30 protein-coding genes and 1 pseudogene are annotated in these 26,960 nt (G+C 72.4%); 17 read left to right on the top strand and 14 right to left on the bottom strand.

The annotated features are described in order from the left end of the window. Positions 1-17 precede the first annotated feature (17 nt). Positions 18-644 carry a PadR family transcriptional regulator gene (locus tag ACZ4SF_RS33255; protein WP_468391982.1) on the top strand — a complete coding sequence of 209 codons (627 nt, stop codon included), beginning with the start codon at positions 18-20 and terminating at the stop codon, positions 642-644. A gap of 64 nt (positions 645-708) precedes the next feature. On the opposite strand, the gene ACZ4SF_RS33250 is transcribed toward ACZ4SF_RS33255, so the two are convergent. Further along, positions 709-1,137 carry a type II toxin-antitoxin system Rv0910 family toxin gene (locus ACZ4SF_RS33250; protein ID WP_468391980.1) on the bottom strand — a complete coding sequence of 143 codons (429 nt, stop codon included), beginning with the start codon at positions 1,135-1,137 and terminating at the stop codon, positions 709-711. A 364-nt stretch (positions 1,138-1,501) separates the two neighbouring features. Between ACZ4SF_RS33250 and ACZ4SF_RS33245 the strand changes: the two are divergent. The 3 genes and pseudogenes from ACZ4SF_RS33245 to ACZ4SF_RS33235 form a co-directional block, all read left to right on the top strand. Continuing rightward, positions 1,502-1,762: pseudogene (locus ACZ4SF_RS33245) on the top strand (Clp protease N-terminal domain-containing protein); the annotation flags it as partial. Next, on the top strand, positions 1,748-2,257 hold the full coding sequence (locus ACZ4SF_RS33240) for a Clp protease N-terminal domain-containing protein (protein WP_468392038.1): 510 nt from the start codon (positions 1,748-1,750) through the stop codon (positions 2,255-2,257). The pseudogene ACZ4SF_RS33245 and the gene ACZ4SF_RS33240, both read left to right, overlap by 15 nt. 69 nt (positions 2,258-2,326) lie before the next feature. Beyond that, positions 2,327-3,331 carry an EamA family transporter gene (locus tag ACZ4SF_RS33235; protein WP_468391978.1) on the top strand — a complete coding sequence of 335 codons (1,005 nt, stop codon included), beginning with the start codon at positions 2,327-2,329 and terminating at the stop codon, positions 3,329-3,331. Between the two features lie 187 nt (positions 3,332-3,518). Here ACZ4SF_RS33235 and ACZ4SF_RS33230 read toward each other — a convergent pair whose 3' ends face one another. Next, positions 3,519-4,199, bottom strand: a complete 681-nt coding sequence (locus ACZ4SF_RS33230) for a pyridoxamine 5'-phosphate oxidase family protein (RefSeq protein WP_468391976.1) — start codon at positions 4,197-4,199, stop codon at positions 3,519-3,521. Between the two features lie 47 nt (positions 4,200-4,246). Here ACZ4SF_RS33230 and ACZ4SF_RS33225 point away from each other — a divergent pair, with 47 nt between their 5' ends. Continuing rightward, complete coding sequence (locus tag ACZ4SF_RS33225; RefSeq protein WP_468391974.1) at positions 4,247-5,578, top strand: aminotransferase class I/II-fold pyridoxal phosphate-dependent enzyme; 1,332 nt, start codon at positions 4,247-4,249, stop codon at positions 5,576-5,578. Between the two features lie 181 nt (positions 5,579-5,759). On the opposite strand, the gene ACZ4SF_RS33220 is transcribed toward ACZ4SF_RS33225, so the two are convergent. After that, positions 5,760-6,692 carry a DMT family transporter gene (locus ACZ4SF_RS33220; protein WP_468391972.1) on the bottom strand — a complete coding sequence of 311 codons (933 nt, stop codon included), beginning with the start codon at positions 6,690-6,692 and terminating at the stop codon, positions 5,760-5,762. 74 nt (positions 6,693-6,766) lie between these two features. On the opposite strand from ACZ4SF_RS33220, the gene ACZ4SF_RS33215 reads away from it, so the two are divergent. Beyond that, a complete protein-coding gene (locus ACZ4SF_RS33215) occupies positions 6,767-7,669 on the top strand; it encodes a LysR family transcriptional regulator (protein ID WP_468391970.1) in 903 nt (300 codons plus the stop codon). 157 nt (positions 7,670-7,826) lie between these two features. On the opposite strand, the gene ACZ4SF_RS33210 is transcribed toward ACZ4SF_RS33215, so the two are convergent. After that, positions 7,827-8,288 carry a pyridoxamine 5'-phosphate oxidase family protein gene (locus tag ACZ4SF_RS33210; RefSeq protein ID WP_468391968.1) on the bottom strand — a complete coding sequence of 154 codons (462 nt, stop codon included), beginning with the start codon at positions 8,286-8,288 and terminating at the stop codon, positions 7,827-7,829. A gap of 147 nt (positions 8,289-8,435) precedes the next feature. On the opposite strand from ACZ4SF_RS33210, the gene ACZ4SF_RS33205 reads away from it, so the two are divergent. Then, complete coding sequence (locus ACZ4SF_RS33205) at positions 8,436-9,080, top strand: cysteine hydrolase family protein (RefSeq protein ID WP_468391966.1); 645 nt, start codon at positions 8,436-8,438, stop codon at positions 9,078-9,080. Positions 9,081-9,086: 6 nt separating this feature from the next. Here ACZ4SF_RS33205 and ACZ4SF_RS33200 read toward each other — a convergent pair whose 3' ends face one another. Next, positions 9,087-9,584 carry a Rieske (2Fe-2S) protein gene (locus ACZ4SF_RS33200; protein WP_468391964.1) on the bottom strand — a complete coding sequence of 166 codons (498 nt, stop codon included), beginning with the start codon at positions 9,582-9,584 and terminating at the stop codon, positions 9,087-9,089. Positions 9,585-9,753: 169 nt separating this feature from the next. Here ACZ4SF_RS33200 and ACZ4SF_RS33195 point away from each other — a divergent pair, with 169 nt between their 5' ends. The 7 genes from ACZ4SF_RS33195 to ACZ4SF_RS33165 all read left to right on the top strand — a co-directional run bounded on the left by ACZ4SF_RS33195 (position 9,754) and on the right by ACZ4SF_RS33165 (position 15,866). Next, the gene (locus tag ACZ4SF_RS33195; protein WP_468391962.1) at positions 9,754-10,530 is read left to right on the top strand and encodes a HipA family kinase; all 777 of its coding nucleotides are present in this window, start codon (positions 9,754-9,756) and stop codon (positions 10,528-10,530) included. Further along, positions 10,527-10,976 (top strand): DUF3037 domain-containing protein, encoded by a 450-nt coding sequence (locus ACZ4SF_RS33190; RefSeq protein ID WP_468391960.1) that lies wholly within the window; start codon positions 10,527-10,529, stop codon positions 10,974-10,976. The genes ACZ4SF_RS33195 and ACZ4SF_RS33190 overlap by 4 nt, the downstream gene beginning before the upstream one ends. Before the next feature lie 147 nt (positions 10,977-11,123). Beyond that, positions 11,124-11,885 carry a 3-oxoacyl-ACP reductase FabG gene (gene fabG / locus ACZ4SF_RS33185; protein WP_468391958.1) on the top strand — a complete coding sequence of 254 codons (762 nt, stop codon included), beginning with the start codon at positions 11,124-11,126 and terminating at the stop codon, positions 11,883-11,885. Between the two features lie 21 nt (positions 11,886-11,906). Further along, positions 11,907-12,668 (top strand): SDR family oxidoreductase, encoded by a 762-nt coding sequence (locus tag ACZ4SF_RS33180; protein ID WP_468391956.1) that lies wholly within the window; start codon positions 11,907-11,909, stop codon positions 12,666-12,668. Positions 12,669-12,856: 188 nt separating this feature from the next. Then, entirely contained in the window at positions 12,857-14,434 is a 1,578-nt protein-coding gene (locus ACZ4SF_RS33175) for an ABC transporter substrate-binding protein (RefSeq protein ID WP_468391954.1), read from the top strand. A 98-nt stretch (positions 14,435-14,532) separates the two neighbouring features. Beyond that, complete coding sequence (gene ung / locus ACZ4SF_RS33170) at positions 14,533-15,216, top strand: uracil-DNA glycosylase (protein WP_468391952.1); 684 nt, start codon at positions 14,533-14,535, stop codon at positions 15,214-15,216. Positions 15,217-15,353: 137 nt separating this feature from the next. Then, on the top strand, positions 15,354-15,866 hold the full coding sequence (locus ACZ4SF_RS33165) for a hypothetical protein (protein WP_468391950.1): 513 nt from the start codon (positions 15,354-15,356) through the stop codon (positions 15,864-15,866). Positions 15,867-15,998: 132 nt separating this feature from the next. On the opposite strand, the gene ACZ4SF_RS33160 is transcribed toward ACZ4SF_RS33165, so the two are convergent. Together ACZ4SF_RS33160 and ACZ4SF_RS33155 are read right to left on the bottom strand one after the other, a co-directional pair. Next, a complete protein-coding gene (locus tag ACZ4SF_RS33160) occupies positions 15,999-16,469 on the bottom strand; it encodes a hypothetical protein (protein ID WP_468391948.1) in 471 nt (156 codons plus the stop codon). Positions 16,470-16,645: 176 nt separating this feature from the next. Continuing rightward, positions 16,646-17,236 (bottom strand): TetR/AcrR family transcriptional regulator, encoded by a 591-nt coding sequence (locus tag ACZ4SF_RS33155; protein ID WP_468391946.1) that lies wholly within the window; start codon positions 17,234-17,236, stop codon positions 16,646-16,648. A 74-nt stretch (positions 17,237-17,310) separates the two neighbouring features. On the opposite strand from ACZ4SF_RS33155, the gene ACZ4SF_RS33150 reads away from it, so the two are divergent. Beyond that, positions 17,311-18,501, top strand: coding sequence for an FAD-dependent monooxygenase (locus ACZ4SF_RS33150; RefSeq protein ID WP_468391944.1), 1,191 nt, complete (start codon positions 17,311-17,313; stop codon positions 18,499-18,501). After that, complete coding sequence (locus tag ACZ4SF_RS33145; RefSeq protein ID WP_468391942.1) at positions 18,498-19,409, top strand: Gfo/Idh/MocA family protein; 912 nt, start codon at positions 18,498-18,500, stop codon at positions 19,407-19,409. The genes ACZ4SF_RS33150 and ACZ4SF_RS33145 overlap by 4 nt, the downstream gene beginning before the upstream one ends. Here the strand turns inward: ACZ4SF_RS33145 and lnt are convergent. From lnt to ACZ4SF_RS33115, 6 genes are all read right to left on the bottom strand, one after another. Beyond that, positions 19,327-20,901: an apolipoprotein N-acyltransferase gene (lnt, locus tag ACZ4SF_RS33140; protein WP_468391940.1), complete on the bottom strand. Its 1,575-nt coding sequence runs from the start codon at positions 20,899-20,901 to the stop codon at positions 19,327-19,329. The two genes, ACZ4SF_RS33145 and lnt, sit on opposite strands and share 83 nt — an antisense overlap. Positions 20,902-21,288: 387 nt before the next feature. Next, positions 21,289-21,765 (bottom strand): nuclear transport factor 2 family protein, encoded by a 477-nt coding sequence (locus ACZ4SF_RS33135; protein ID WP_468391938.1) that lies wholly within the window; start codon positions 21,763-21,765, stop codon positions 21,289-21,291. A gap of 246 nt (positions 21,766-22,011) precedes the next feature. Beyond that, a complete protein-coding gene (locus tag ACZ4SF_RS33130; protein WP_468391936.1) occupies positions 22,012-22,512 on the bottom strand; it encodes a hypothetical protein in 501 nt (166 codons plus the stop codon). Between the two features lie 169 nt (positions 22,513-22,681). Next, positions 22,682-22,861 carry a hypothetical protein gene (locus ACZ4SF_RS33125; RefSeq protein WP_468391934.1) on the bottom strand — a complete coding sequence of 60 codons (180 nt, stop codon included), beginning with the start codon at positions 22,859-22,861 and terminating at the stop codon, positions 22,682-22,684. Between the two features lie 268 nt (positions 22,862-23,129). Beyond that, the gene (locus tag ACZ4SF_RS33120) at positions 23,130-24,005 is read right to left on the bottom strand and encodes an undecaprenyl-diphosphate phosphatase (RefSeq protein WP_468391932.1); all 876 of its coding nucleotides are present in this window, start codon (positions 24,003-24,005) and stop codon (positions 23,130-23,132) included. Between the two features lie 277 nt (positions 24,006-24,282). Further along, positions 24,283-24,753 (bottom strand): winged helix-turn-helix transcriptional regulator, encoded by a 471-nt coding sequence (locus ACZ4SF_RS33115; RefSeq protein WP_468391930.1) that lies wholly within the window; start codon positions 24,751-24,753, stop codon positions 24,283-24,285. Positions 24,754-24,859: 106 nt separating this feature from the next. On the opposite strand from ACZ4SF_RS33115, the gene ACZ4SF_RS33110 reads away from it, so the two are divergent. Continuing rightward, positions 24,860-26,029, top strand: coding sequence for a thiolase family protein (locus ACZ4SF_RS33110; protein WP_468391928.1), 1,170 nt, complete (start codon positions 24,860-24,862; stop codon positions 26,027-26,029). A gap of 120 nt (positions 26,030-26,149) precedes the next feature. Here ACZ4SF_RS33110 and ACZ4SF_RS33105 read toward each other — a convergent pair whose 3' ends face one another. After that, the gene (locus ACZ4SF_RS33105; protein ID WP_468391926.1) at positions 26,150-26,917 is read right to left on the bottom strand and encodes a TVP38/TMEM64 family protein; all 768 of its coding nucleotides are present in this window, start codon (positions 26,915-26,917) and stop codon (positions 26,150-26,152) included. Between the last annotated feature and the right edge of the window lie 43 nt (positions 26,918-26,960).

Here is a 26,960-nt window from a genome sequence, read left to right as displayed (position 1 = left end):
GAAATGGAGTGATCGCGATGCGTACCCACGGATTCGAGCGTGGACATCGGCACGAGGGCCCTGACTGCCGGGGCATGGGCGGCTTCGAGGGCCGGCGGGCCGCCTTCGGTCCCTTCGGGCCGGGTGGCCCGGGGTTCGGCCCCGGCGGCGCTGGTTTCGGACCGGGGCACTGGGGGCCGCGAGGGCGAGGTGGTCCCCGAGGACGGGCGCGGCGCGGTGATGTGCGCGCCTCGATCCTGGCCCTGCTCAGGGACCGGTCCATGCACGGCTACGAGATGATCCAGGAGATCGCCGAGCGCAGCGGCGGCGCGTGGAAGCCCAGTCCCGGCTCGGTGTATCCCACCCTGCAGCTGCTGGAGGACGAGGGTCTGATCGCCAGTGAGAGCGAGGGCGGCAAGAAGTTGTTCTCCCTGACCGAGAGCGGCCGCAGTGCCGCCGAGGAGGGTCCCGAGGCGCCCTGGGAGGAGGCCTCGCGCGGGGTCGACTGGGAGGCGCTCGGCGAGATCCGCCAGGCCGGTTTCGGTCTGATGGAGGCCTTCGGTCAGGTCTGGAAGACCGGCACCAAGGAGCAGCGAGAGAAGGCGCTGGCCGTCATCAACGACGCCCGCAAGAAGCTGTACCTGATCCTGGCCGACGAGCACTGACGCTCGTACGACGGCCCGGGCGCCCCGTGCGGTATCCGCGCGGGGCGCCTTCCCGTGTCCCGGCTCAGGCCACCAGGCCGCCCAGTTTGCGCAGCGACTCGTTCAGCGCCGCCGTCGCCGAGTCCTTCAGCTTGCCCGCCATCAGCGACACCGCGGCGCCGGTGAACTCACCGTCGATACGGACCGCCGTGGCGTCCCCGTCGGGCGTGAGTGTGTAGCGGGTGGCGACGGTCACCGCCATCGGGCCCTTACCGCGGATGGCGAACACCCGGGCCGGCTCCAGCTCCTCGATGGTCCAGTCGACCTCCGCCGGGAAGCCCATCAGCTTCATGTTCTCCTGGAACGTGCCGCCCACCGCCAGGGTTTCCGGGCCACCCCGCGGGAAGCTGGTGTGGGTCGCGTTCCATTCTCCGTACGACGGCCAGTCGGTGAGCTGAGCCCACACCTTCTCGGCCGGCGCCTGGATCCGTGCCTCCGCGCTGACTTCGGCCATGGGGCCACCCCTTCGGCTTGGGTGTATCGGGCTACGGTGTCGCGGAACGTAGCGGCAGGGGCGCGAACATTCAATACTGATGAACTGTCAGAAATGGTGGGAGTGCCAGGGGCCCGGAACAGGTCGGGGAGCAGCGCGTCGGGGGGTTGTGTCCGGGGCGTGCGGGAGGGGTGCGCGTGTTCCCTGGTGCGGGATCGGTCAGATCTCCTCCGTAAGGATGAGATTCCCGGTGCCGATGTCCACTCTGTGTGGGACGCGAAGATGGTTCCCCTCGTGGATGACCCACGCCGGTGAGGCTGATGAGCTAGAGGTTGTGCAACCCCGTACTGCTCACCGGACCGCCCACGGCGAGGCGGATCCGCGTATGGACGGCGCTGCCGGACTCGATGCCGAGCCGGCAGCGGTGGTCGCCGGTGCCCGGCGCAGGGCCGTCCGGGACGGGAACCGGCAGACCGACACCGCGCATCTGCTCCACTCCCTGCTGGAGTACGACCCCGAGGTCCGTTCAGCCGTCGGTGGCCCCCCGCAGCTGGCCCGGCTCTTCGGCTACCTCGCGCAGCGCAGCATCGGCTACGGCCTGCGCTGGCAGGGCAGGGTGGAGGAATGCGGGGTGATCCCCGCGATACCCGCTCAGGGCGGCTGCGAAGGGCGGGGCGGGGAGGGCGAGGCCCGAACCGCGAACGTCTCCGCGACCCCGACCGTCTCCGCGACCCCGACCGTCTCCGCGACCCCGACCGTCTCCGCGACCCCGACCGTTTCCGCGACCCCGACCGTTTCCGCGACCCCGGTTGTCTCCGCCGCCCCGACTGCCTCCGCGGCTCCGGCCGTCTCCGCCGCCCCGGCCGTCTCCGACGGTGCCGGCCCCGACGGCGGGCCGGGCAGGGAAGCCGGGGTCTGGTCCCCCGCCGCCGCAGCCGCCCTCGCGGACGCCGGGGCGCGTGCCCGGCGGCGCGGGGCGTCGCGCGTCAGCGGCACCGACCTCCTCGCGGCACTCGTCGCGGACCCCCGGTCCCGTGCCGTCGAGGTCCTCGAGCGCGCCGGCATTTCCCCCGTCGCACTGGCCGCACGGATCGAGGCCGGGACCGGGGAGTACGCCGGCGACGGCGGGGCGGCCTGCTGACTTCCGGCCCGTCCATCAGCTGAGACAGGTGTCAACAGGGGTGACGCTACTGTCGTCGCCTGTCATCATGTGCCGGTGCATACGTCTGTGAGCAGTCAGGGCAGCCCCGCCAAGGGGGTCGGGCTCGGCCTCGCGCTTGGTTCGGCGCTGGCCTTCGGCGGGTCCGGAGTGGCCGCCAAGCCGCTGATCGAGGCGGGACTCGACCCGCTGCACGTGGTGTGGCTGCGGGTGGCGGGCGCCGCCCTGGTGATGCTGCCGATCGCCGTACGGCACCGCGCCCTGCCGCGGCGCCGGCCCGCGCTGCTCGCCGGGTTCGGACTGCTCGCCGTCGCCGGTGTCCAGGCGTGCTACTTCGCCGCGCTCTCCCGTATCCCGGTCGGCGTGGCACTGCTCGTCGAGTACCTGGCTCCCGCGCTGGTGCTCGGCTGGGTGCGGTTCGTGCAGCGGCGGCCCGTGACCCGTGCCGCCGCGCTCGGCGTGGTCCTTGCGGCGGGCGGCCTCGCCTGCGTGGTCGAGGTGTGGTCCGGCCTCGGCTTCGACGCGCTGGGCCTGGTCCTCGCCCTCGGCGCCGCCTGTTGCCAGGTCGGCTACTTCGTCCTGTCCGACCAGGGCAGCGACGCCGGCGACGCGGCGCCGGACCCGCTCGGCGTCATCGCCTACGGCCTGCTCGTCGGCGCCGCCGTGCTGACGGTCGTCGCCCGCCCCTGGAGCATGGACTGGTCGGTGCTGGCCGGCTCCGCGGACCTCAACGGAACCGCCGTACCGGCCGTCGCCCTGCTCGCCTGGATCGTGCTGGTCGCCACGGTCATCGCCTACGTCACCGGGGTGCTGTCGGTGCGGCGGCTGTCGCCGCAGGTCGCCGGTGTCGTCGCCTGCCTGGAGGCGGTCATCGCGACCGTGCTGGCCTGGGTGCTGCTCGGCGAGCACCTGTCCGCGCCGCAGGTCGCCGGTGGCGCGGTCGTGCTCGTCGGCGCGTTCATCGCCCAGTCCTCCACCCCCGCCAAGGGTTCTCCGGAGCCGGTCGCCTCGGGTGGCGCGGAGCGCGAGCTGTCCGCCCGTGGAACCGCCGCCTAGAGCGCTGGTCAGGGAGCCGGACGCACTCGTCCTCCCGCCCCCGGACGCCTGAGGCGGGCCCCGGGACGAGTCCCGCGCCGTTTCGCCGGGCCGGACGGTGTTGCCCGCGGACGGAGTCGGTGCGTCCCGCCGAGGCGGGACGCATCCCGGACTTCCGGACAGCCGGTCCCGGCGTGACCGCCCGGTCCTACCGCGCCACCAGGTAGTCCGGCAGCTCGACGCCGGGCGCCAGGTCGGTCTCGGGGACCGGCGTGTCGTAGCCCTTGCGGAGCGGGACGACCCCGGCCCAGTACGGCAGGGAGAGGTCCTCGGGGTCGTCGCCGGCGCCGCCGCTGCGGACCTTGGCCGAGACCTCGTCCAGGTCCAGGCGGATCACCGCGGTGGCGGCCAGCTCCTTCTTGTTCGCGGGCCGGGAGTCGGCGGCCCGCCCAGGGACGACGTGGTCCACCAGCGCGTCCAGGGCCATCCGCCGCTCCTCGGGGTCGGTGACCTCATGGGCGGTGCCGTGCACCACGACCGAGCGGTAGTTGACCGAGTGGTGGAAGGCGGAGCGGGCCAGCACCAGCCCGTCGACGTGGGTGACCGTCAGGCAGACCGGCAGGCCCGGGTCGGCCTGGCCGGTCATCCGCAGCGGGCGGGAACCGGTGGACCCGTGGATGTAGAGCCGCTCGCCGACCCGGCCGTACAGCGTGGGCAGCACCACCGGAGCGCCGTCCCGCACGAAGCCGAGGTGGCAGAGGTACCCCTCGTCCAATATCGCGTGCACCAGCTCCTTGTCGTACGACGCACGCTCCGCGGCGCGTGTGGGCACGGTCCGGTCGGTCGGCGTGTAGGCGGCGGCCTGCGTTTCCTCGGTCGTGCCCTGCATGACGGTCCTCCTGGCGACAAGTTTTGCACTAGTGCATAATGGTGTTTGTGCTAGGAGAATATCGGATCCAAGGGCGAGGCGCAGCCGAGATCGCGGCCGACGTGGAGCACGCGGTCGGCACCGGAGAGCTGCAGCCCGGGCAGCCCCTGCCTCCCATGCGGGAGTTGGCGGCCCGACTGGGCGTGAACCCGAACACGGTCGCCGCCGCCTACCGGACCTTGCGCGAACGCGGGGTGATCGAGACGGCCGGGCGCCGGGGCAGCCGCATCCGTTCCAAGCCGGCCACCACCGGCCGTGAGCAACTGCGCGTGGAGGTCCCCGCCGGCGGCCGGGACCTGTCCACCGGCAATCCCGACCCCGCCCTGCTGCCCCGGCTGGCCCCGGCGCTCGCCGCGGCGGCGGAGCAGGGCGACCGGCGGCCCGTCCGCTACGGCGACGAGCCCGTCGACGCGGACCTCGCCCGTGTCGCCCGCGCCGAACTCGACGCCGACGGCGTCCCCGCAGGCCCGGTGACCGTCACGTCCGGCTCCCTCGACGCCATCGAACGCATCCTGACCGCACATCTGCGGCCCGGCGACGTGGTCGCCGTCGAGGACCCCGGCTGGGGCAGCCTCCTCGACCTGATCCCCGCCCTGGGCCTGCACCCGGCCCCCGTCGGCGTGGACGACGAGGGCCCACGCGCCGACGACCTGCGCCGCGCCCTGGAGTCCGGAGCCCGCGCCCTGATCGTCACCGACCGCGCGCAGAACCCGACCGGCGCCTCGGTGAGCGCCATGCGCGCGCGTGCCCTGCGCGCGGTGCTGCGGGACCACCCGGGGACCCTGCTGGTCGAGGACGACCACGGCCACGGCATCGTCGACCTGCCGCTGCACCCCCTCGCGGGCGTCACCCGGCACTGGTCCCTCGTCCGCTCGGCAGCCAAGGCCTACGGCCCCGACCTGCGGCTCGCCGTCCTCGCCGGGGATCCCGTCACCGTCGACCGGGTCCGGGGCCGTCTGAGTCTGGGCCCCGGCTGGGTCAGCCTGCTCCTGCAACGGGCCGTGGTCCGCCTCTGGGCGGAAGGTGCGGTGGACCGGGCGGCGGTGGCGCGGTCGTACGGTGCCCGCAGGGACGCCCTGGTCGACGCCCTGGCCGAGCGCGGGGTCACCGCCCACGGCCGCAGCGGCATGAACGTCTGGGTTCCGGTCCCTGACGAGACGGGCGCGGTGGCCCGCCTCCTCCAGGCGGGCTGGGCGGTCGCACCCGGTGCTCGCTTCCGCCTCGCCTCCCGGCAGGGCATCCGCATCACCGTGTCACCGCTCACGGCGGAGGACGTCGCACCTCTGGCGGACGCGGTGGCAGCGGCGGTACGTCCGTCGCCGGCGCGCGTCTACGGCTAGGAGGCTCGCAAAGGGGGCGCGGGTATCTGCGCGATCACCCCACACGACCGGCACTCGCGCAGACACCCCCCACGCCCCACCTCCCCAGACGTCCCTCCGCCGCACCCGCGGTGAGTGTCACGCACCCTGCAATCGCACCCGCCTGGATGTCATGCTTCCCTCCGCCGCACCTGCGTGAGTGTCACGCGTTCCTGCGCCGCACCTGCGTGAGCGCCGCCCCGGCGAGCACGATCACCGCGCCCACCGGCGTGGTCCACCGGAGCGACTCCCCGAGGATCGCCACTCCCGCGGCGGTGGCGATGACGGGGATGAAGTACGTGACCATCTGCGCCGTCGTCGGGCCGACCTCGGCGACCAGTCCGTACTGGATCAGCACCGCCAGCCCGGTGCCCAGAGCGCCCAGCGCGGCGATCGCCAGCAGCGGAACGGGGGAGAGGTGCGTGGGGAAACCGGCGAACAGCGGGGTCACGACGGCCAGCTGCAGCGTCGCCAGGAGCAGTTGCGCCCCCGTCATCGACAGGTGGGAGTTGCCCGTCCCCGCGAGGGTCCGCCGGACGTAGATCCAGCCCACCGGGTAGCTCAGCGAGGCCAGCAGGGCCATCGCCGTCCCCGTGGCGTCCAGTCCGTGGAAGCCCTGCCAGGCACCCAGCACCGTCAGGACCCCGAGGAAGCCCAGACCGAGCCCGGCGACACGGACCCGGGTCGGCCGGTCCTCGGAGAGGGCGACCAGCGACAGGGCCATACCCCACAGCGGCGAGGTGGCGTTGCAGATACCGGCCAGTGTGGACGGGATCGTCAGCTCCGAGTAGGCGAACAGGGAGAACGGCAGGGCGTTCAGGAAGAACGCGGCGACTGCCATATGGCCCCACAGGCGGGTGCCGCGCGGCAGCCGCTCCCGCTTCACGATCATCGCCGCCGCCAGCACCGCCGTACCGAACACGAGCCGTCCGAGCGTCACCTGGAACGGCGCGTACCCGTCGGTCCCCACCTTGATCAGCAGGAAGCTGAAGCCCCATATGAGGGACAGGGCGCCGAAGCGGAGCCGCCAGTCGAGGCGGGCGCGGGGACGGGCGGGGGCGGGGGACCGGGTCGGGGTTGCGGTGACCGTGCTCATGCACTCAACGATGCTGTAGGCAACCTCGTAGGACAATCGATATTTCCCACTCGGTACCTCTTAGAATCACTTACATGTTGCACCTCGAGCGCCTGCGCACACTGGACGCCCTGGCCCGGCACGGCTCCGTCAGTGCCGCCGCCGAGGCGCTGCACGTCACCACCTCCGCGGTCTCGCAGCAGCTGGGCAAGCTGGAGCGGGAGATCGGCCAGCAGCTCCTCGCCAAGAACGGCCGGGGCGTGCGGCTCACGGACGCCGGCCGGCTGCTGTCGGAGCATGCGGCACGCATCCTGTCCCAGGTCGAGCTGGCCGAGTCCGACCTGGAGGCACACCGGGGCCAGGTCGTCGGCGAACTCCGGCTGTCGGCGTTCCCGACCGCCGCCCGCGGCCTCTTCCCCGTCGCGCTCGGCGCCCTGCGGTCCGAGCACCCAGGGCTGCGGGTGCGCTCCAGCGAGCTGGAACCCGAGCAGGGCATCGCCGGGGTCGTCCGCGGCGACCTCGATCTCGCGGTCGTCCTGGACTGGTACAACAAGCCGATGCCCGTGCCCGACGGACTGGTCAAGGCGCCCCTGCTGGACGACCCGGCCGATGTCGCCATGCCCGTGGGGCACCGGCTCGCGGACCGGGACGAGGTGGACCTCACCGAGTTCGCCGAGGACGAGTGGATCACCTGGGGCGAGGGCGAGTTCTGCCACGAGTGGCTGATGTTCACCCTGCGCTCCAAGGGTGTCGAGCCGATCGTCGGCCACCGTGCGGGCGAGAGCCACACCCAGCTGGGGCTGGTGGCCGCCGGGCTGGGCGTCTGCATCGCCCCGCTGCTGGGCCGCCGACCGGTTCCCGAGGGCGTCGTCCTCGTACCGCTCAGCCAGCGCGTGCGCCGCCATGTGTACGTGGTCTGGCGGGCGGACGCGGACCGCCGCCCCTCCATCCGCGCGGCGGTGCAGGCCCTGCGTACGGCTGCCCAGAACCTCGGCTGAGCGTCTGTGCGGGGCGGCTCGGAAGCTCGGCTGAGCGTCCGTGCGGGGCGGGCTCGGAAGCGCGGCCGAGCCCCCTGCTGGGCGACGCTCGGAAGTTCGGCCGCGCCGGGCCGTCCCTGCGCAGGGACGGCCAGACGTTCGCTGTGCGCCGGGCGTCCTACAGCTTCCGGAAGTCCCAGGAGACGATCTTCTCCGGGGTCAGCCGGGCCCAGGCATGCCGGCCGTCGTGGGGCATCTCGTCCAGGCCGAAGTTCTTGCGCGCGAACAGCGTCTCGGCCGTGTCGAGTTCGGCGCACAGCTCACCCGTGCGCGGCACCTCACCCACGAACTTCACCCGGCCGGACAGCTCGACCCCGCGCAGCTGGTCGTACTCCTCCCCGGAGTCGACCACGACGGCCACCCGCGGATCGCGCCGCAACTGCGCCCAACGCCTGCTGCGCACCACGGAGTACAGCCACAGCGAGGTGCCGTCCCAGGCGAACCACAGCGCGCTGACGTGCGGTGTGCCGTCGGCCGACACGGTCGCGACCCGGCAGGTGCGCTGGGTCGTCAGGAACGTGTCCAGCTCGCCGGGCGTCATCATGATCCTCCGGCCCCGGCGCTGCTCAGTGACGGTCATGCGGCCCCCTCTTCTCCCACGTCGTGCCAGAGAACTCCCCTGTGCGGTGATCCTCTGACATCACGTCAGAAAATGGAATGGTCCGGCTTCCGCTCGCCACCGGATGTGGCTACTCTCACCGCCCCGGACCCGGCGAAAGGGTGTGCCATGCCGTCGTACGAGCGACTCGGCGAACTCCTCGATCCCGTGGGCACCGTCCTGCTGACCGTGGAGTGCCAGCAGGGAGTGGTCGGCCCGGACAGCGCCCTGCCCGAACTCGCCGGCGAGGCCCGCTCCTCCGGCGCCCTGGACAACGTGGCCCGGCTGGTCGCCGCCGCCCACGAGAGCGGCGTGCAGGTGATCCACGCGATCGCCGAACGCCGCCCGGACGGCCGGGGCGCCAGCCGCAACGCCCGTCTGTTCCGGGCCGCCGCACGGCTCCCCGTGCAGCAGCTGGCCGGCAGCAAGGCGGTCCGGGTCGCGCCGCCGATCGAGGTCGGCGCGGAGGACATCGTCGTACGCAGGCTGCACGGGCTGTCCCCGGTCCACGGCACCGACGTCGACGCCCTGCTGCGCAACCTCGGCTGCCGCACGCTGATCGTCACCGGTGTCTCGGCGAACGTGGCCGTCCCCAACGCCGTCTTCGACGCCGTCAACCTCGGCTACACCGTCGTCGTGCCGGCCGACGCCATCGCGGGGGTGCCTGCCGAGTACACCCCCGCAATGATCCGCCACACCCTCGCGCTGGTCGCCACGGTCACGACCACCGACGAGGTGCTCGGCTGCCTCGGCCGGGCGTACGGAGGCAGCTGAGCCGGCTCAGGCCAGCTTGATCTCGTCGCCGGAGACGGAGATCTTCGCCGCGGGCAGCGCCTGGGTGGCGGGCCCCTTCTTCACGCTGCCGTCCGTCACGGAGAACTCGCTGTTGTGGCACGGACAGACGATCACGCCGTTCGCCACGCTGCCCACCGCACATCCCTGGTGAGTGCACTTGGACGAGAACGCCTTGTAGGTGCCCGCGGTCGGCTGAGTGACCACCACACCCTGGTCCTTGAAGATCTTGCCGCCGCCCTCCGGGATGTCGGCGGTCTTGGCGAGCGCCGCGCCACCGGCGGAGCCGCCGCCGTCCTGCGCGGACCCGCTGGAACCGGTCGAGCCCGTCGACCCGGCGGAGGCGGACCCGGTGTCGACGGAGTCGGACGAGTCGTCGCCCGAACCGCAGGCGGTCAGCGCGGCGGCTAGCCCCGCCGCTCCGGCCGCCGCCATGACGGTACGGCGGGCCGGTCCAGCTGAGGGCTGGGGCGATGCGCTGGTCATGTGGGTTCCCTTCCGCGGAGCTTCTCGTCATCCGTCATGGGGTACGGCCGCACGGCGGCAGCCGTTCACCCGGGCACCCAGATCCTTGCCGTCCGGTGATGAGGGGCCGTGGGCCACGGCTGTGCCGACTGTCGGCCGGACGCCCGCCGGACGCCAGTAACCTGGGGCGATGCTCAAGGAAGTCACCGCGACCCGCTACATCACGCCCCTGCGTGAGGGCGGCTCGCTGCCGGGGCTCGTCGAGGCCGACGACTTCGGGACGTACGTCATGAAGTTCACCGGCGCCGGACAGGGCCGCAAGACACTGGTCGCCGAGGTGGTGTGCGGCGAACTCGCCCGGCGCCTCGGATTCCGGATGCCCCGGCTGGTCACCGTCCAGCTGGACCCGGTCCTCGGACTCGGCGAGCCCGAGCAGCAGGTGCAGGACCTGCTCCGGGGCAGCGGCGGCACCAACCTCGGGATGGACTTCCTCTCCGGCGCCCTCGGCTACGACCCGCTCGCCTTCCCGGCCGGGTCCGCGGAAGCCGGCCGGATCATCTGGTTCGACGCGCTGATCAACAACGTCGACCGGTCCTGGCGCAACCCCAACCTGCTCGTGCACCAGGGCGAGCTGTGGCTCATCGACCACGGCGCCACCATGATCTGGCACCACAACTGGCCCTCGGCCGAGGCATCGGCCGCCCGCCCCTACGACGCCTCCGACCACGCCCTCGCCCGCTTCGCCCCGGACGTGACGGCAGCCGCCGCCGAGCTGGCACCCCGGATCACCGAGGACCTGCTCGCCGAGGTCACCGCGGAGATCCCCGAGGCCTGGCTCGCCGACGAGCCCGGCTTCGACACCCCGGACGACCTGCGCCGGGCCTACGCCCGGCCGCTGCTCGCGCGGGCGGCCGTCATCGCCGAGCGCATCACCGGCATCGGCGCCGGACAGGAGGAGGGCAAGTGAGCGAGCGGCACATCCACATGGCCGGCCATGTCACCGAGCGGCACATCACCCGGGCGGGCCAGGGCGGTGACCGGGACGTCTTCGAGTACGCGCTGCTGCGGGTCGTACCGCGGGTCGAGCGGGGCGAATGCATCAACGCGGGCGTCGTCGTCTACTGCCGCGCCCGCGGCTACGTCGGCGCCCGCACCCACCTGGACGAGGCGCGGCTGCTCGCGCTGGACCCGGCCGCCGACGTGGCAGGGGTGCGCGCCGCGCTCGGTGCGATCGAACGGCACTGCGCGGGCGGCGAAGAGTCCGGGCAGGCAGCCGGTGACGACGCGGGACGGCGCTACCGCTGGCTGATCGCCCCCCGCTCCACCGTGGTCCAGCCCGGTCCCGTGCACACCGGTCTGACCACCGACCCGGCAGCCGAGACGGAGCGATTGCTGGACCTCCTGGTGAGGTAATGGATCACACCGGCGGGATGTGCCGTTGACACCGGGTGCCATGGCTTCTAGCGTCACGGGTGCTGAAGGTACTAAGCGGTCGCTCACCGCACGAGGGGCTCTCTCCGAGAGCCCCGGCAGTTCTCTCAAGGGCGAGGAGAAGCAGCAATGTCCACCACTGAACAGCGGGTCGCGGTAGTCACCGGCGCGGCGCGGGGTATCGGCTCCGCCACCGCCGTACGCCTGGCCGCCGAGGGTCACGCGGTCGCCGTGATCGACCTGGACGAGGCCGCCTGCAAGGACACCGTCGAGAAGATCACCGCGGCCGGCGGCAAGGCCATCGCGGTCGGCGCCGACGTCTCCGACGAGGCACAGGTCGAGGCGGCCGTCGCCCGGATCGCCGAGGAGCTGGGGGCCCCGACGATCCTGGTCAACAACGCCGGCGTACTGCGCGACAACCTGCTGTTCAAGATGAGCGCCTCGGACTGGGACACCGTCCTCAACGTCCACCTGCGCGGCTCCTTCCTGATGACCAAGGCCGTGCAGAAGCACATGGTCGACGCGGGCTTCGGCCGGATCGTCAACCTCTCCTCCTCCTCGGCCCTCGGCAACCGCGGCCAGGCCAACTACTCCGCCGCCAAGGCCGGTCTGCAGGGCTTCACCAAGACCCTCGCCATCGAACTGGGCAAGTTCGGCATCACCGCCAACGCCGTCGCCCCCGGCTTCATCGCCACCGAGATGACCAAGGCCACCGCCGACCGCGTCGGCATGGGCTTCGACGACTTCAAGAAGGCCGCAGCCACGCAGATCCCGGTGCAGCGCGTCGGCGAGCCGGAGGACATCGCCAACGCCATCGCCTTCTTCACCGGCGAGGCGGCGGGGTTCGTCTCCGGGCAGGTGCTGTACGTCGCCGGCGGACCGCTCGACTAGGGATACAGAGGTAGCACTGACATGACCGAACTCCCCGAACCGTCCGGCAGGGTCGCCCTCGTCACGGGCGCGAGCCGAGGCATCGGCTACGGCGTCGCCGAGGCGCTGGTGGCCCGCGGCGACCGCGTGTGCATCACCGGCCGCAACGAGGACGCCCTGAAGGAAGCCGTCGACAAGCTCGGTGCCGACCGGGTCATCGGCGTCGCCGGCAAGGCCCACGACCTCGGCCACCAGGCCGAGGCCGTCGAGCGCACCATGGAGGCCTTCGGCCGGGTCGACTTCCTGGTCAACAACGCGGGCACCAACCCCGTGTTCGGCCCGATCGCCGACCTCGACCTCGACGTCGCCCGCAAGGTCTTCGAGACCAACGTGATCTCCGCGCTGGGCTTCGCACAGAAGACCTGGCACGCCTGGCAGAAGGACAACGGCGGCGCGATCGTCAACATCGCCTCGGTCGCGGGCCTCGCGCCCTCGCCGTTCATCGGCGCCTACGGCGTGAGCAAGGCCGCGATGATCAACCTGACCCAGCAGCTGGCGCACGAGTTCGCGCCGAAGGTACGGGTCAACGCCATCGCTCCGGCCGTGGTCAAGACCAAGTTCGCGCAGGCCCTGTACGAGGGCCGCGAGGAGGAGGCGGCTTCCGCCTACCCGCTCGGCCGGCTCGGCGTGCCCTCCGACATCGGTGGCGCCGCCGCGTTCCTCACCTCCGGGCAGTCCGACTGGATCACCGGCCAGACGCTCGTCGTCGACGGGGGCATTTTCCTCAACGCCGGCGTGGGCTGAGCATCTCGTCCGGGCGCCGATTTTCGGACGGATCGGCGCCCGGAACGCCGCTGGGCAACCGCTCAGCGGAATGACAACGTCGTCATGGCGAAATCGATCACGAAGCCGTGTTTCCTGGGAGGTCCACGGGCCCGAACGCTGCGGTATGGTCTGCCGACCCTTGGTATGGCAGATCGAGGAGCGTGCGCGTGTTCAACCGGAACCGATTCCTGCGGAGAGTCGCGGCGATCGCGTCCATATCGTTGGTGGCCGGATGCAGTCTGATCTCCGACGGTGACCCCGACAGCCAGGGCCCGATCGTCGTGGGTACCACCAGCGCTCCCAGCACTCTCGACCCGGCCGGCGCCTACGACGGCTCCTGGGAGCTGTACCGGAACATCTTCCAGACGCTCCTCGCCTACCCCAACGGCGCCACCACTCCCCAGCCCGATGCCGCGGAGAGCTGCTCCTTCACCGACTCCAGCAGCCGCACCTACCGCTGCAAGCTGCGCGCCGGCCTGAAGTTCGCCGACGGTGACCCGCTGACCGCCGAAGCCGTCCGGCACTCCATCGACCGCATCCGCACCATCGACGCCCCGGGCGGGCCCGCCGGGCTGCTCGGCAGCCTGGACCGTGTCGAGACCTCCGGCAAGCGCGGCATCGTCTTCCACCTGAACAAGCCCGACGCCACCTTCCCGTTCGTGCTGGCCACCCCCGCCATGTCGATCGTCGACCCGGACGACTACCCCGTGAACTCCCTGCGCAAGGACACGAAGGTCTACGGCTCCGGTCCGTACAAGCTCGAGTCCTACGAGGAGGGCAAGCAGGCAGTCCTCGTCGGAAACGGCAACTATCAAGGCTTCGCGGACCGGCAGAACAGCGCGGTGACCATCCGCTACTTCCAGGACTCCGCCAGCATGGTCAAGGCGCTGCGGGACAAGCAGATCGACGTCACCTACCGTGGCCTGGCCGCCGACGACATCCTCGCCCTGCAGCAGCACGGCAGCGAGGACCTGCAGCTCGTCGACGGCACCGGCACCGACATCAGCTACCTGGTGTTCAACCCCAAGGACCCCTGGGTCAAGCAGCCCGCCGTGCGCAAGGCCGTCGCCCAGATCGTGGACCGGGGCGCGATCGCGCACAAGGTCTACAAGGACACCGTCGACCCGCTGTACTCCATGGTCCCCAAGGGCCTGACCGGGCACACCACCGGCTTCTTCGACGACTACGGCAACCCGAGCGTCGCCAAGGCCCGCAAGATCCTCTCCGACGCGGGCATCACCCGGCCGGTGCCGCTCACCCTCTGGTACACCACCGACCGCTACGGCTCCGAGACGGGCCTGATGTTCAAGGAGCTGAAGCGGCAGCTGGAAGAGTCCGGCCTGTTCAGCGTCACCCTCAAGAGCCGCCCCTGGAAGACCTATGTGGTCGGTTTCCAGAAGGGCGAGTACCCGGTGTTCGGGCGCGGCTGGTTCCCGGACTTCCCGGACGCGGACAACTTCATCGCCCCGTTCGTGGGCGCGCACAACGCGCTCGGCACCCCCTACCCGTCCAAGGAGATCACCGACCGGCTGGTGCCCCACTCGCGCGCGGAGAGTGACCGGGCCAAGACCGTCAAGGACATGGAGGAGGCCCAGCAGATCATGGTGAACGACGCCCGGCTGATCCCGCTCTGGCAGGGCCGGCAGTTCGTCGCGGCCAGCGACGACATCTCCGGCGGCGAGCAGGCCCTGGACCCGTCGACGATCATGACGATGTGGGCGCTGCACCGCAAGACCAGCTGGTGAACCGCCCTCCCGGACGCGATTGTCAGTGGCCGCCTGTAGGTTCTGAATCCTGGAAGTGACCGCAGGCCGTAGTTGATTGACATCGTGAGGACGTAGACGTGACCGACATCGCCATGCTGCCCGAGTCCTGGCGCGGGGTTCTGGGTGACGAACTGCAGCAGCCCTACTTCAAGGAGCTGACCGAGTTCGTCGAGGAGGAGCGGGCGAGGGGTCCCGTCTACCCTCCGCGCGAGGAGGTCTTCGCCGCGCTGGACGCGACGCCGTACGACCAGGTGAAGGTCCTCGTCCTGGGCCAGGACCCGTACCACGGCGAGGGCCAGGGCCACGGCCTGTGCTTCTCGGTGCGTCCCGGCGTGAAGACCCCGCCCTCCTTGAGGAACATCTACAAGGAGATGCAGGATGAGCTGGGCCTGCCCGTGCCGGACAACGGCTATCTGATGCCGTGGGCCCGGCAGGGCGTCCTGCTGCTGAACGCGGTCCTCACCGTCCGGTCCGGCGAGGCCAACTCGCACAAGGGCAAGGGCTGGGAGAAGTTCACCGACGCCGTCATCCGCGCGGTGGCCTCCCGCCCCGACCCGGCCGTCTTCGTCCTGTGGGGCAACTACGCGCAGAAGAAGCTCCCGCTGATCGACGAGACCCGGCACGTGGTGGTCAAGGGCGCACACCCCTCGCCGCTGTCCGCGAAGAAGTTCTTCGGCTCCCGTCCGTTCACGCAGATCAACGAGGCGATCGCCCGCCAGGGCCACGCGCCGGTGGACTGGCGGATCCCGAACCTGGGCTGACGGGTGCGTGGAGCGGGACCGGCGCGGGTGCCCCGCGCCGGCTTCCCACCCACTGCACCACGGCGCCGCCTGACCGGTAATCCCGACGCTGCCGGTTAGCGTCGGGAACGGACACCCGACGACGGCCCGGAGGCACTGTGGCGGAGCGACAGGAGCAGGCGGCACCGGATGCCGTCCTGACGCGGATCGGGCAGGTCGTGATGCTGCACCACGGAGGCGACCGCGAGGAGGCCCGCAGCCGCTTCCTGGACCTGTGGGCGGAGATCGGCGAGAGCGGCGACCCGCTGCACCGCTGCACCCTGGCCCACTACCTGGCCGACACCCAGGACGACCCCGCCGACGAACTGGCCTGGGACCTGCGGGCCTTGTCGGCGGCGGAGGAACTGGCCGACGGCCGTGCGGACGGCGACCCGTCGAGCCTCCGGGGCTTCTTCCCCTCCCTGCACCTCAACCTGGCCGCCGACTACGTCAAGCTGGGCCATGCCGAGGCCGCCCGCAGCCATCTGTGCCGGGCCCGCAGGGCCGCGGTCGCCCTGACCGACGACGGCTACGGCGAGGGGGTCCGGTCCGCGATCAGCCGCCTGGAACTACGGCTGGGGGAGGGCGGCACCCCGCACGACGGGGGCTGGGGGCCGCCGCGGCAGCGGTAGCCGCTCCCGGCGGTGGTGGCCGGTCCGGGCGGTGGCGGCCGGTTCGGGCAGTGGGGGCTGCTCCGGCGGCCGTAGTCGCTCCGGGGCATGGTGGCCGCTCCACGGGGAGCGCCGTGGTCTTCGGGGCCCGCTTCACCGCCCGTACGCCTGCCGGCAGATGCTCGCCTCGGGGCTGTCCTCGTGCCAGCCGCCGTACGTCTTGCCCAGGGCGCACAGGTCCGGGACGCCGGGCAGCGCCGGGAGCGGTCCGGGCGCGTCGGTGTGCGGTCGCCCGGTGCGGCCGGGCGGCGCAGCGGGACGTGGGGCCCCGGACGGAGCCGGGGGCCGGTGTGTGACCGCGGGCGCGGCCGGGAGCCGGCGCCAGGCGGGTGGCGTGGAGTGCTCCGGGTGCCGGGACGGTACGACCATCTCCAACGCCTCCCGGACCGGTGCCTGCACCACGCGCGGCGCCGCGCCGCCCTCCGGCCGGGGCTCCGTCGGCTGTGCGGGCGCGGTGTCCGGCTGCGGCCCCGGTGCCGCCGGGCGCTGCACCGTCACACAGCCGGAGAGGGCCGAGACGGCCACGGTGACCAAGAGCGCTGCGGTGGTCGTCGTTCGATGCACCACGCAACTCTGCTGGGTCTGCCCCGGTTTGGCAGCAGAGAGTGGACGTTGTGGCCCCCGCACGGGTGATCTCGTGCCCCTTGCGAGGGGTTTCCCGGTGCCGAGGGTGACGACCGGCCGCCGGTGGAGCCCTCCGCCGTCTCCTCACCGGAGACCGCGAGGCCGCTTCGGCACCCTCACCGGCCCAGCAGTCCGGCGAGCAGTTCCCGCAGACCCGTGCGGATCTCCTCCGGGCCCGGCATCTGAGCGCTGAAGGAGCCGGCAGCGCACGAGAACATCAGCCCGTCCCCCCAGGCGATCAGGGACAGGACATGGCGGGCCGGATCGGGGGAGCCGGCCGCGGTGAGCAGGGCGGCCGCTTGTTCCTTGAAGACGGCGCCGGTGCGGTCGTAGAAGGCGCGCAGTTCGGGGCGGCGGGTGGCTTCCAGGGCGAGTTCGTAACGGGCGATCAGCAGGTCGCGGTTGTGGGTCATGAGGCGGTGGAGCGCGAGCGCCAGCCCCTCGGCCAGCGCGTCGAGTCCACCGCTCGGATCCGGCATCTCGTCCACCGCCAGCACTCGCGCCTCGCGCTCGGCGTGCCTTCGTACCGCGAGTTCCAGCAGCGCCTGCCGGGTGCGCGCCACGTTCGACGTCGAGCCCTGCGGCAGTCCGGCCGCCTCGTCCACCGCCCGGTGGGTGAGGCCGCGCATACCGCGCTCAGCGAGCAGGGCGAGGGCGGTGTCGGCGACGAGATCGGCGCGGGGGGTGCTGGGCGTGACTGCGTGCATGACCCGACCCTACCCACCTCACTACGGATGTAGTAACGTCATCCTCACTACAGATGTAGTCCTGAGGAGGGGTCATGTCACGGTCGGCGCGTGTGATCGTCATCGGCGGCGGGATCGGAGGTCTGACCGCGGCAGCGGCCCTGCACCAGCGCGGGTGGGCCGTGACCGTGCTGGAGCGCGCCCCCTCCTTGGCCCCCGTCGGCGCGGCCATCTCGCTCGCCCCGAACGCGCTGCGGGCCCTGGACGTCATCGGCGTCGGTGACGAGATCCGCGACCTCGCCGCCTGGCAGGGCGACGGCGGACTGCGCACCCCGCGCGGGCGCTGGCTGTCCCGGGCCGACGCGGAGGCCGCCGCCGCCCGCTTCGGCGGCCCCCTGGTGCTCCTTCCCCGGGCCACCCTCGTGGACCGGCTCGCCGCCCTGCTGCCGCCCGGTGCCGTCCGCACCGGTGCGGACGCGGCCCTGGCCGATCCCGGCGACCGCGCCCGGCCCGCCCGCGTGATTGCCGGCGACGAAGAGTTTGCGGCCGAACTGGTGGTCGGCGCGGACGGCATCAACTCACGGGTACGTGGCGTCCTGTTCCCTGCCCATCCCGGGCCGGCGTACGCGGGGTTCACCACCTGGCGGGTGCTGATCCCGGTGCCCGGCGCGGAATTCGCCTCGCACGAGACCTGGGGCCGGGGGCACATCTGGGGCACACACCCCCTCAAGGACGGCCGGGTCTATGCCTATGCCGGGGCGACCGCGCCGGCGGGGGAGCGCGCGCCGGACGACGAGAAGTCCGAACTCCTGCGCCGCTACGGCGACTGGCACGACCCGGTCCCGGCCGTGCTCGCCGCCGCCCGCCCCGAGGACGTGCTCCGGCACGACGTCCATCACATCGCCCGGCCGCTGCCTGCCTACCACTCGGGCCGGACCGTCCTCCTCGGCGACGCCGCCCACGCCATGCCCCCGACCCTCGGCCAGGGCGGCAACCAGGCCATCGAGGACGCCGTCGTCCTCGCCCACCACGCGGCCGATCTGCCCGCCTACACCGCCGCCCGCCTGCCCCGGACGACCGCCATCGCCCGCCAGGCCGTCCGGGTCGCCCGCCTCAACATGGCCGGCAACCGCGCCACCGCAGCCGTACGCGACGCCGCCGTCACCGCGCTGTCCATGGTCGGGCCGGCGCTCTTCCTGCGCAGCTTCGACGGCATCGCCGACTGGCGGCCCCCGTATGCTTCCGGCAGGCAAACACGCAGGCCGGCGGTAGAGGAGCGCACGTGAAGGTCGGTTGCATCGGGCTCGGGGACATCGCGCAGAAGGCGTACCTGCCGGTGCTCGGCACACAGTCGGGGATCGACCTGCATCTGCAGACCCGCACGCCCGCCACCCTGGACCGGGTCGCCGACACCCTGCGCCTGCCCCCGGAGCAGCGGCACACGACCCTGGACTCGCTGCTCGACGCCGGACTCGACGCGGCCTTCGTGCACGCGCCCACCGCCGTCCACCCGGACATCGTCACCCGGCTGCTGCAGGCCGGCGTCCCGACGTACGTGGACAAGCCGCTCGCCCGCGAACTCGCCGACTCCGAGCGGCTGGTGGCCCTGGCCGAACAGCGCGGTGTCTCGCTGTCCGTCGGTTTCAACCGTCGCTACGCCCCCGGGTACGCGCAGTGCCTGGACCACCCGCGCGAGCTGATCCTCATGCAGAAGAACCGGGTCGGGCTGCCCGAGGAACCGCGCTCGATGATCCTCGACGACTTCATCCACGTCATCGACACCCTGCGCTTCCTGGTGCCCGGCCCGGTCGACGACGTGACCGTGCGCGCCCGCGTCGAGCACGGGCTGCTGCACCACGTCGTGCTCCAGCTCGCCGGCGACGGCTTCACCGCGCTCGGCGTCATGAACCGGCTCAGCGGCTCCAACGAGGAGATCCTGGAGGTCTCCGGGCAGGACACCAAACGTCAGGTGGTCAACCTCGCCGAGGTCATCGACCACAAGGGTCAGCCGACCGTGCGCCGGCGCGGCGACTGGGTGCCGGTGGCCCGCCAGCGCGGCATCGAGCAGGCGGTTCTCGCGTTCCTCGACGCCGTGCGGGCCGGAAAGCTGCTCAGCGCCCGTGACGCGCTGGCGACCCATGAGCTGTGCGAGCGGGTGGTACGAGCGGTTCAGGACCGCTCCGGCGCTGCCTGAGCGCCCGCATCACCTCGGTGACGCCCAGCGCGGCCAGCACCACCAGCGCGCCGTACACCGGCCAGTCGCCGTAGCGGACGTACGGCGTGCTGCCGTGCGCCAGCGGCACGTCGTACACACGCGCGGCGCTCGCGCCCGTGCCGAGCCACGGGCCGAGACGCTCGCCGTCGGGGCCGTAGACCGCCGAGACGCCGGTCAGGGTGGCGTGCACCATCGGGCGGCCGGTCTCCGCGGCGCGCAGCGCGGCCAGCGAGGCGTGCTGCTCCGGCGCCCAGCTGCTCTGGAACGAGGAGGTGGACGACTGGCCGAGCAGGATGTCGGCGCCGTCCTCGGCGAGATGGCGGCTCATGTCGGGAAACGCGGTCTCGAAGCAGATCAGCGGGCCGATCCGCAGCCCGTGCCCGACGTTCATCACGGTCTGTTCCGTGCCGCGGTGCCGGTCCTCACCGGCGGCCCGGCCCACCGAGGTGGCCCAGCCGAGCAGTGAGCGGGCGGGTATGTACTCACCGAACGGGACCAGGCGCATCTTGTCGTACCGGTCGCCGGTCGGGCCGTCCGGGCCGACCAGTACCGAACTCTTGTAGATCCCCGGCTGGTCGGAGCGGCGGGCGTCCACGTTCACCAGCACATCGGCGCCGGTCTCGCGGGACAGGGCGGCGAGCCGCCGGGCCAGGTCGGGACGGTCGCCCAGGTCGAAGCCGACGCTGGACTCACCCCACACCACCAGATCGGCACCCTGCCCGGCGAGCCGCCGGGTCAGCTGCTCCTCCCGGTCGAACCGCCTGTCACCGCTGTCCTGTCCGGCCACCACACCCGGCTGTACGACGGCGACCCGCACCCGCCCGTCGGTGTCCGGGCGTGGCGCCCACGCCCACGCGGCCGAGGTCGCGGCGGCCGCGGCCACCAGCGAGGCCAGGGCGGGCATGCGCGACTCGCGGACGGACACCAGCATGGTCACCGCCACGTTGACCGCCACCACCAGGAAGCTGAGCAGCCAGACCCCGCCCACCGAGGCCAGCCGCAGCGCCGGCCCCACCTGCCACTGGCTGGCGCCCAGCATCCCCCACGGCCCGCCGAGCCCCTGCCAGGAGCGCACCAGCTCCACCAGCAGCCAGCCGGACGGCAGCACCAGCAGCGCGGCGGCACCCCGGCCGGGCGACGGCACCCCGCCCAGGAACCGGCGCACGAGCAGGCCCCACGGCGCCCAGAGCGCGCCCAGCAGCACGGCTATCAGGAAGATGAACACGTGCAGGCTCGGCAGCAGCCAGTGGTGCACGGCCACCAGGAAACCGAAGCCGCCCCACCAGCCGTCGTACGCCGCCCGCCGCGGCGTCGGCGCCGAGCGGGCCAACAGCATCCAGGGGACCAGTGCCACGTACGCGAGCCACCACAGCGAGGGCGCGGGGAATGCGAGCACGGGCAGCGCGCCCGCGAGGGCGGCGGCGCCGGAGCGCGGCCAGGGGTAGGTCAGCCAGCGGTCGATCGTCCTCATAGGGACCCTCCCTACCCAGGACCTGCCTCCAGTGTGCGCCGAAGGGCGGTGCCGGTGCGCCTCGGAGCCGGGGAGGGTGGTGACGGGGCATACGTGGGCGGTGGCGGGGCGCCTGCGGTGGTGATGAGGCGGGTGTGGGGGGAGCGTGGCGGGTATGCGGCGAGGAGCCCGTGCGGTCGGTGTGTGGCGGGTACGGGTGGGGAGCCGGTGCGGGTGGTGTGTGGCGAGCGGGGGGCGAGGAGCCGGTGCGTGGGCGTGTGGCCGGGTGGCGAGGAGCGGTGCGCGGCGCGGGTGGCCGGGTGGTGATGACGCTTGGGCAGGTGGTGTGCGACCGGGCCGTGGTGCCTGGGAGTGGCGTGTGGCCCGGTGCGCGGTTCCCTGCGCCCTTCACGGGGCCGGCGCGTCCTTGGCCCTCAACTCACGCCACTTCTCGTGGACGACGACCTCGCGCAGGCGCCAGCCGTCCGGTGTACGCAGCAACCCGAAGTCGTACCGGCCACCGCACACCAGATCCGGTTCGGCCGAGCCGCCGGGGCCGGCGAAGCGCATGGGGTTGAGGTAGTCGGCCCGGACCCGGGCGGTGTCCCCGGTGTCGTTCTCCAGGAATCCGAACCGCACCTGCCGGTTGACGATCAAGTGCTGGCGCATGGCGAACAGGGCCAGGTTCTCGGCGAGCCAGGCGGCGATCCGCTCCGCGTCGGCCTCGATGCCGCCCGCGGAACGGTAGTCGGCCCGCCCGTCCGCGGTGAACAGCCCTCGGTACGCCGCCCAGTCGCCGTCGTCCACCGCCACCGCATACGCGGTCACCAGGTCGTCCACGGCCAGTCGGTCCCTCACGGTCGCGAACTCCGCACGCTGCGTCATCGGCACAGTGTTGGGCACGAAGAACGCGGAGCCAAGAGGTGTGCGGTGAATATTCGGTGGCGCGGGCACGGCAGGCGGCCGGACCCGTCAGCACGCGGGGGCTCGCCTGCTCGGGACCGAAGCGTTCCCCTGCCCTTGATCGCGGCAAAAGCAACCCCTTTTGGGGTGTGCGGCGGTCTTGCCGGATCCCGAAGACACCTGACTCCCCTGTGCGTCGCGGGGACCACCGTCCCGCTCCCGCTGCGGTCACGAACCGCGGCGCTGCTCGCGGACGGCCTTCATGAGGTCCTCGACGGCGGATTGTGCGGTGTCCTGGTCGCGCCCGTCGTCGATCGCTTCGAGAGCGGCGGCCGCGGCCTCACGCAGGTGATGGGAAAGCCCGTCGGCGGCCGTGAGGTGGTAGGCGGCCTTGCGGCGCGCCATGCGCTCGGCGGTGTCCACGGCGCCGGGGCCGGACAGCGGGAAGACGGAGTCCCGGTACGCGGTGATCCCCAGCACCATCATGTCCGCGATGCCGTCGGCGTATCCGAGCGCGGCGGCCTTCCCCTGGCCCTCCCGGATGGACGCGACCATACGACGGCGGGACAGGACCGTGCCCAGGGCGGCGCCGCCTCCCAGGGACAGGGCGCAGGTGACGGCGAGGAACGGCCCTTCCCAGGCGTAGCCGGTGAATCCTCCGAGGACCGCGAGCGCGACGGTCCATGCGGCCGCTGTCCGGGTGCTTATCTGCTCGGGTGTGGTGTCCATGGGGGCAGTGTTGCAGTCGGTACCCGACGGGAGTGCCCGACCCTCGGGGCGCGGCGGTCATGGATTCCACGAGTACGAGCGCACGCCGCCTGCTCAACCCCCGGCCCGGGCCTGCCGTCATGCGGTCGAGCCGGCCGGAGTCGACGCTCGGCGGAGTGCGGCCGACGGGTCAGGCCGCCTCGATGATCTGCCCGCGGATCGCCGCGGCCCACTCGATCACCAACAGCTCGTACTCCGCGCGCTCCTGGGCCGACAGGGTGCCGCCTGTACGCAGCCACAGCGCCCGGATCTGCTCGTTCACCTCGGCAGCAGACCGCACGGAACCAGGGGGCAGGGAATCGGGGGACATGCGGACAGCCTAGGGGCAAGCACTGACCGTCCGCTACCGGATGGCTACGCAGAAGGTATGGGGTTGGTCACCGGCGACGGGCGGCAGCCCGTTCCTGGCGTCGAACTGCCCGGCGTCCACGGGGTGTTGTGCAGGTCGCGGGCGGGTCGCCGACGGCCGGAAGATGTCCGAAACAAGGGCTGTAGGCGGGTCACCGGCCCGCCATGTGGAGTCGGCCGTCGGCAGCCGGCGTGGGGTCGGCGGCCGGTCCGCCGGGGCGGGTCGGTCGTCAGCCCGCCGACTCCGCCGCGTGCGGGCTCAGGACGCCCGCGCCGACCAGGGCGATGATCACGATGCCGAGAGCGATGCGGTACCAGACGAACGGCATGAAGCTCTTGTTGGAGATCCACTTCATGAACCACGCGATCACTGCGTACCCCGACGCGAACGCGATCACCGTCGCGAACAGGGTGGGCGCCCAGTCGACGTGGCCCTCGCCCAGCGAGTCCTTCACCTCGAAGGCGCCGGAGGCGAGGACGGCCGGGATGGCGAGCAGGAAGGAGTAGCGGGCCGCGGCCTCGCGCTTGTAGCCCATGAACAGGCCGCCGCTGATGGTCGCGCCGGAGCGGGAGACGCCGGGGACGAGGGCGCAGGCCTGGCACAGACCGAAGACCAGACCGTCCTTGACACCGAGGTTCTCCAGTGTCTTGCGCTGCTTGGGCGCCCGGTGCCGGCCGCCGTTCTCGTCGCGGGCCGCCAGCCGGTCGGCGATGCCGATGACCACGCCGACGACGATGAGCATGGTGGCGGTGATCCGCAGATCACGGAACGGCCCCTCGATCTGGTCCTTCAGCGTCACGCCCAGCACCCCGATCGGGATCGAGCCGACGATCACCAGCCAGCCCATCTGCGCGTCGTGGTTCTGCCGCATCGCCTTGTCGAAGAGCGACCGGAACCAGGCCGAGATGATCCGGCCGATGTCCTTGCGGAAGTAGATCAGCACCGCGGTCTCCGTGCCGATCTGTGTGATCGCCGTGAAGGCCGCCCCGGGGTCCTTCCATCCCGAGAACGCCGCGGTCAGCCGCAGGTGCGCGCTGGAGGAGACGGGCAGGAACTCGGTCAGCCCCTGGACGAGTCCGAGGACGAGGGATTCGAACCAAGACATGAAGGTATGACGTCCAAGTGCCGGTGGAAATGGTGATCATGTGACGAGGGCAGCGTAGCGGGCCCGGGTGACAGCGCGGAAACGGGGTCGGGCGGCCCGCTGCGGCCGCGGGCGGCCCGGGGGCGGGTTCCGTCCGCTCGTGCGGCGTCGGGCGGGCTCGTCGGGCCGTTCACGCCGCGTCGGCACGCGGCGCCCGTCGCCGTCCCTTCACGCCGCTCCGGCCGGGCTGCCGCAGGGTCGGCTCACGCCGCGCCGGGCGGGCCGCTGTCGGGTTTGCTCATGCGGCGGTGGGTCCGGTGACCGTCCAGCCCTGGGCCTGCGGGTGGGCCGTCAGGTCCCCGTGCCGTACGGGGTCCCCGCAGGCCCGGCAGGTGACCACCGGCACCAGTTCGTTGCCGCACTCGTGCTCGAGGACCATCGGCAGATCGGTGCCCTTGCGCAGATGGCGGTCGCCCCACTCCTTGAGCGTCCACAGGACCGGCTCCAGCTCCAGTCCCGCCTGCGTGGGCAGGTACTCGAAGCGCTGCGGGCGCTCGCTGTAGAGGCGCTTGGTGAGGATGCCGGACTCCACGAGCCGGCGCAGCCGGGTGGCCAGGATGTCGCGTGGGGCGCCGATGTTGCGCACGAGCTGGTCGAAGCGGCCGTTCCCCAGGCACACCTCGCGCAGGACGAGCAGCGAGTACTTCTCACCGACCAGGGTGAGGGCGTCGGCGATGGAGCAGGGACGCGGGTCCTTCGTGGTGGCCATGCGGCCCAGTCTAGAGGAGGGTTTGATTTTCCAACTCTCGGAGTTATGGTGAGTTCGGATTTCCTACTCACCAGTAGCTCGTCCGATCACGCGGGAGGCCCACCCCATGCGAGACGCAGTCATCGTCGAAGCCGTACGCACCCCCATAGGCAAGGGAAAGCCGACCGGCGCCCTCGCCCACGTCCACCCCGTGCAGCTCCTGGCACACACGCTGCGCACCCTGGTCGAGCGCTCCGGCGTCGACCCCGCGTTGATCGACGACGTCATCGGCGGCACCGTCGACCAGGTCGGCGAGCAGGCCATGAACACCACCCGCTACGCCGTCCTCTCCGCCGGCTTCCCCGAGTCGGTCCCGGCGACCACGGTGGACCGGCAGTGCGGCTCCTCCCAGCAGGCCGTGCACTTCGCCGCACAGGGCGTGATCTCCGGCGCCTACGACCTCGTCGTCGCCTGCGGTGTGGAGTCGATGAGCCGGGTGCCGATGTGGTCCAACGTGCCCGCGGGCAAGGACCCGTTCGGGCCCGGAGTCGCCGAGCGATACCCGGAGGGCCTGGTCCCGCAGGGGATCAGCGCCGAACTCATCGCCGCCAAGTGGTCACTCACCCGCGCGCGGATGGACGAGTTCGCCGTCTCCTCGCACCGGAAGGCCGCCGCCGCGTGGCAGTCCGGGCTGTTCGACGCCGAGGTCGCGCCGCTGGAGGGCGTCGCCCGCGACGAGTGCGTCCGCCCGGACAGCACCCCGGAGATCCTCGCCGGCCTCAAGCCCGCCTATCACGACCCCGGCTTCGCCGAGCGCTTCCCGCAGATCGAGTGGAACGTGACCGCGGGCAACGCGAGCCCCGTCAACGACGGCGCCTCCGCCGTGCTGATCACGTCCAGCGAGACCGCGGCCCGGCTCGGCCTGCGCCCGCTGGCCCGCCTGCACAGCTTCGCCGTGACCGGCTCCGACCCGCTGCTGATGCTCACCGGCGTCATCCCGGCCACCGAGAAGGTGCTGCGCAAGGCCGGTCTGACCATGGCCGACATCGACCTGTTCGAGGTCAACGAGGCCTTCTCCAGCGTGGTGCTCGCCTGGCAGCAGGAGACGGGCGCCGACCTCGCCAAGGTCAACGTGCACGGCGGCGCGATCGCCCTCGGCCACCCGCTCGGGGCCAGCGGCACCCGGCTCACCACGACCCTGGTCCACGCCCTGCGTGAACGCGGCGCCCGTTACGCCCTGCAGACCATGTGCGAGGCGGGCGGACTCGCCAACGCCATGATCCTGGAAGGCGTCTGAGCCGGAACCCCGTCCACCGGGCCGTCAGTCCTCGTCGGCGGCAGGGGCCGGCGGCAGGGAGCGGCGGCAGGGAGCGGCGGCAGGGAGGGGCGGTAGGGACCGGCGGCAGGGACCACCGGCTCACCGGCCGCGCAGCCGGTGGCGCTTGCGCCAGGCCACGACCGCGCCCGCCAGCGCCGGTACGGCGATGCCGGCCATGGCGATCAGGAAGGCGGGTGACGTCGGCGCCGAGGCGCGCGCCCCGGCGACCGCGTAGGCGGCCGTGTTCGGGATGGACCCGAGACCCGTGGCCAGCAGGAACGGCAGCCAGCGCATGCGGGAGACGGCCGCGCAGTAGTTCGCCGCCCAGAACGGCACCCCGGGGAACAGCCGGGCGGCCAGCATGGACCGGAACCCGTGCCGGCTGAGCTGCCCGTCGGCCGCCTTCAGCCAGCGGCCGCGCAGCAGCGGGCGCAGCGCGTCCTGTCCGAGCACCCGGCCCAGCCCGAACGCCACCCCGGCCCCGAGCACCGTGCCCGCGAGCGCCGAGGCCAGCCCGAGCTGCGAACCGAACCACGCGCCGGCGGCCAGGTTCAGCAAGGGGCGCGGTACGAACGCCACGGTGCACGCGCCGTACGCCGCCGCGAAGACGACAGCCGCCGCGGCCCCGCCGAGCTGCGCCGGCCAGCCGTGCGCCAGCAGCCGCTGCGGCTCGAACAACAGCACGCAGCCGGCCGCGCCGGCCAGCAGCGCGAGCAGCAGGGAGAGCCGGGTGTAGGGCGAGAACAGCACACGGGAGCAGCGGGTGGTGCCCGCCGTGCGCTGCAGCGGCGGCACGGGGACGGCAAGCTCCGTGGCGGCGGCCCGGGGAGAGGCCGTGGCGGTGCCAGAGCGGTTGGCATCGAGCATCCGGTGACATTAGCCGACGAACGTGTCTGATCGCCGTATGGTT

The organism is Streptomyces sp. NPDC027663 (assembly GCF_055566415.1).
The sequence above is the reverse complement of the archived record's forward strand: the minus strand, read 5'-3'. Positions and strand labels throughout refer to the sequence as shown.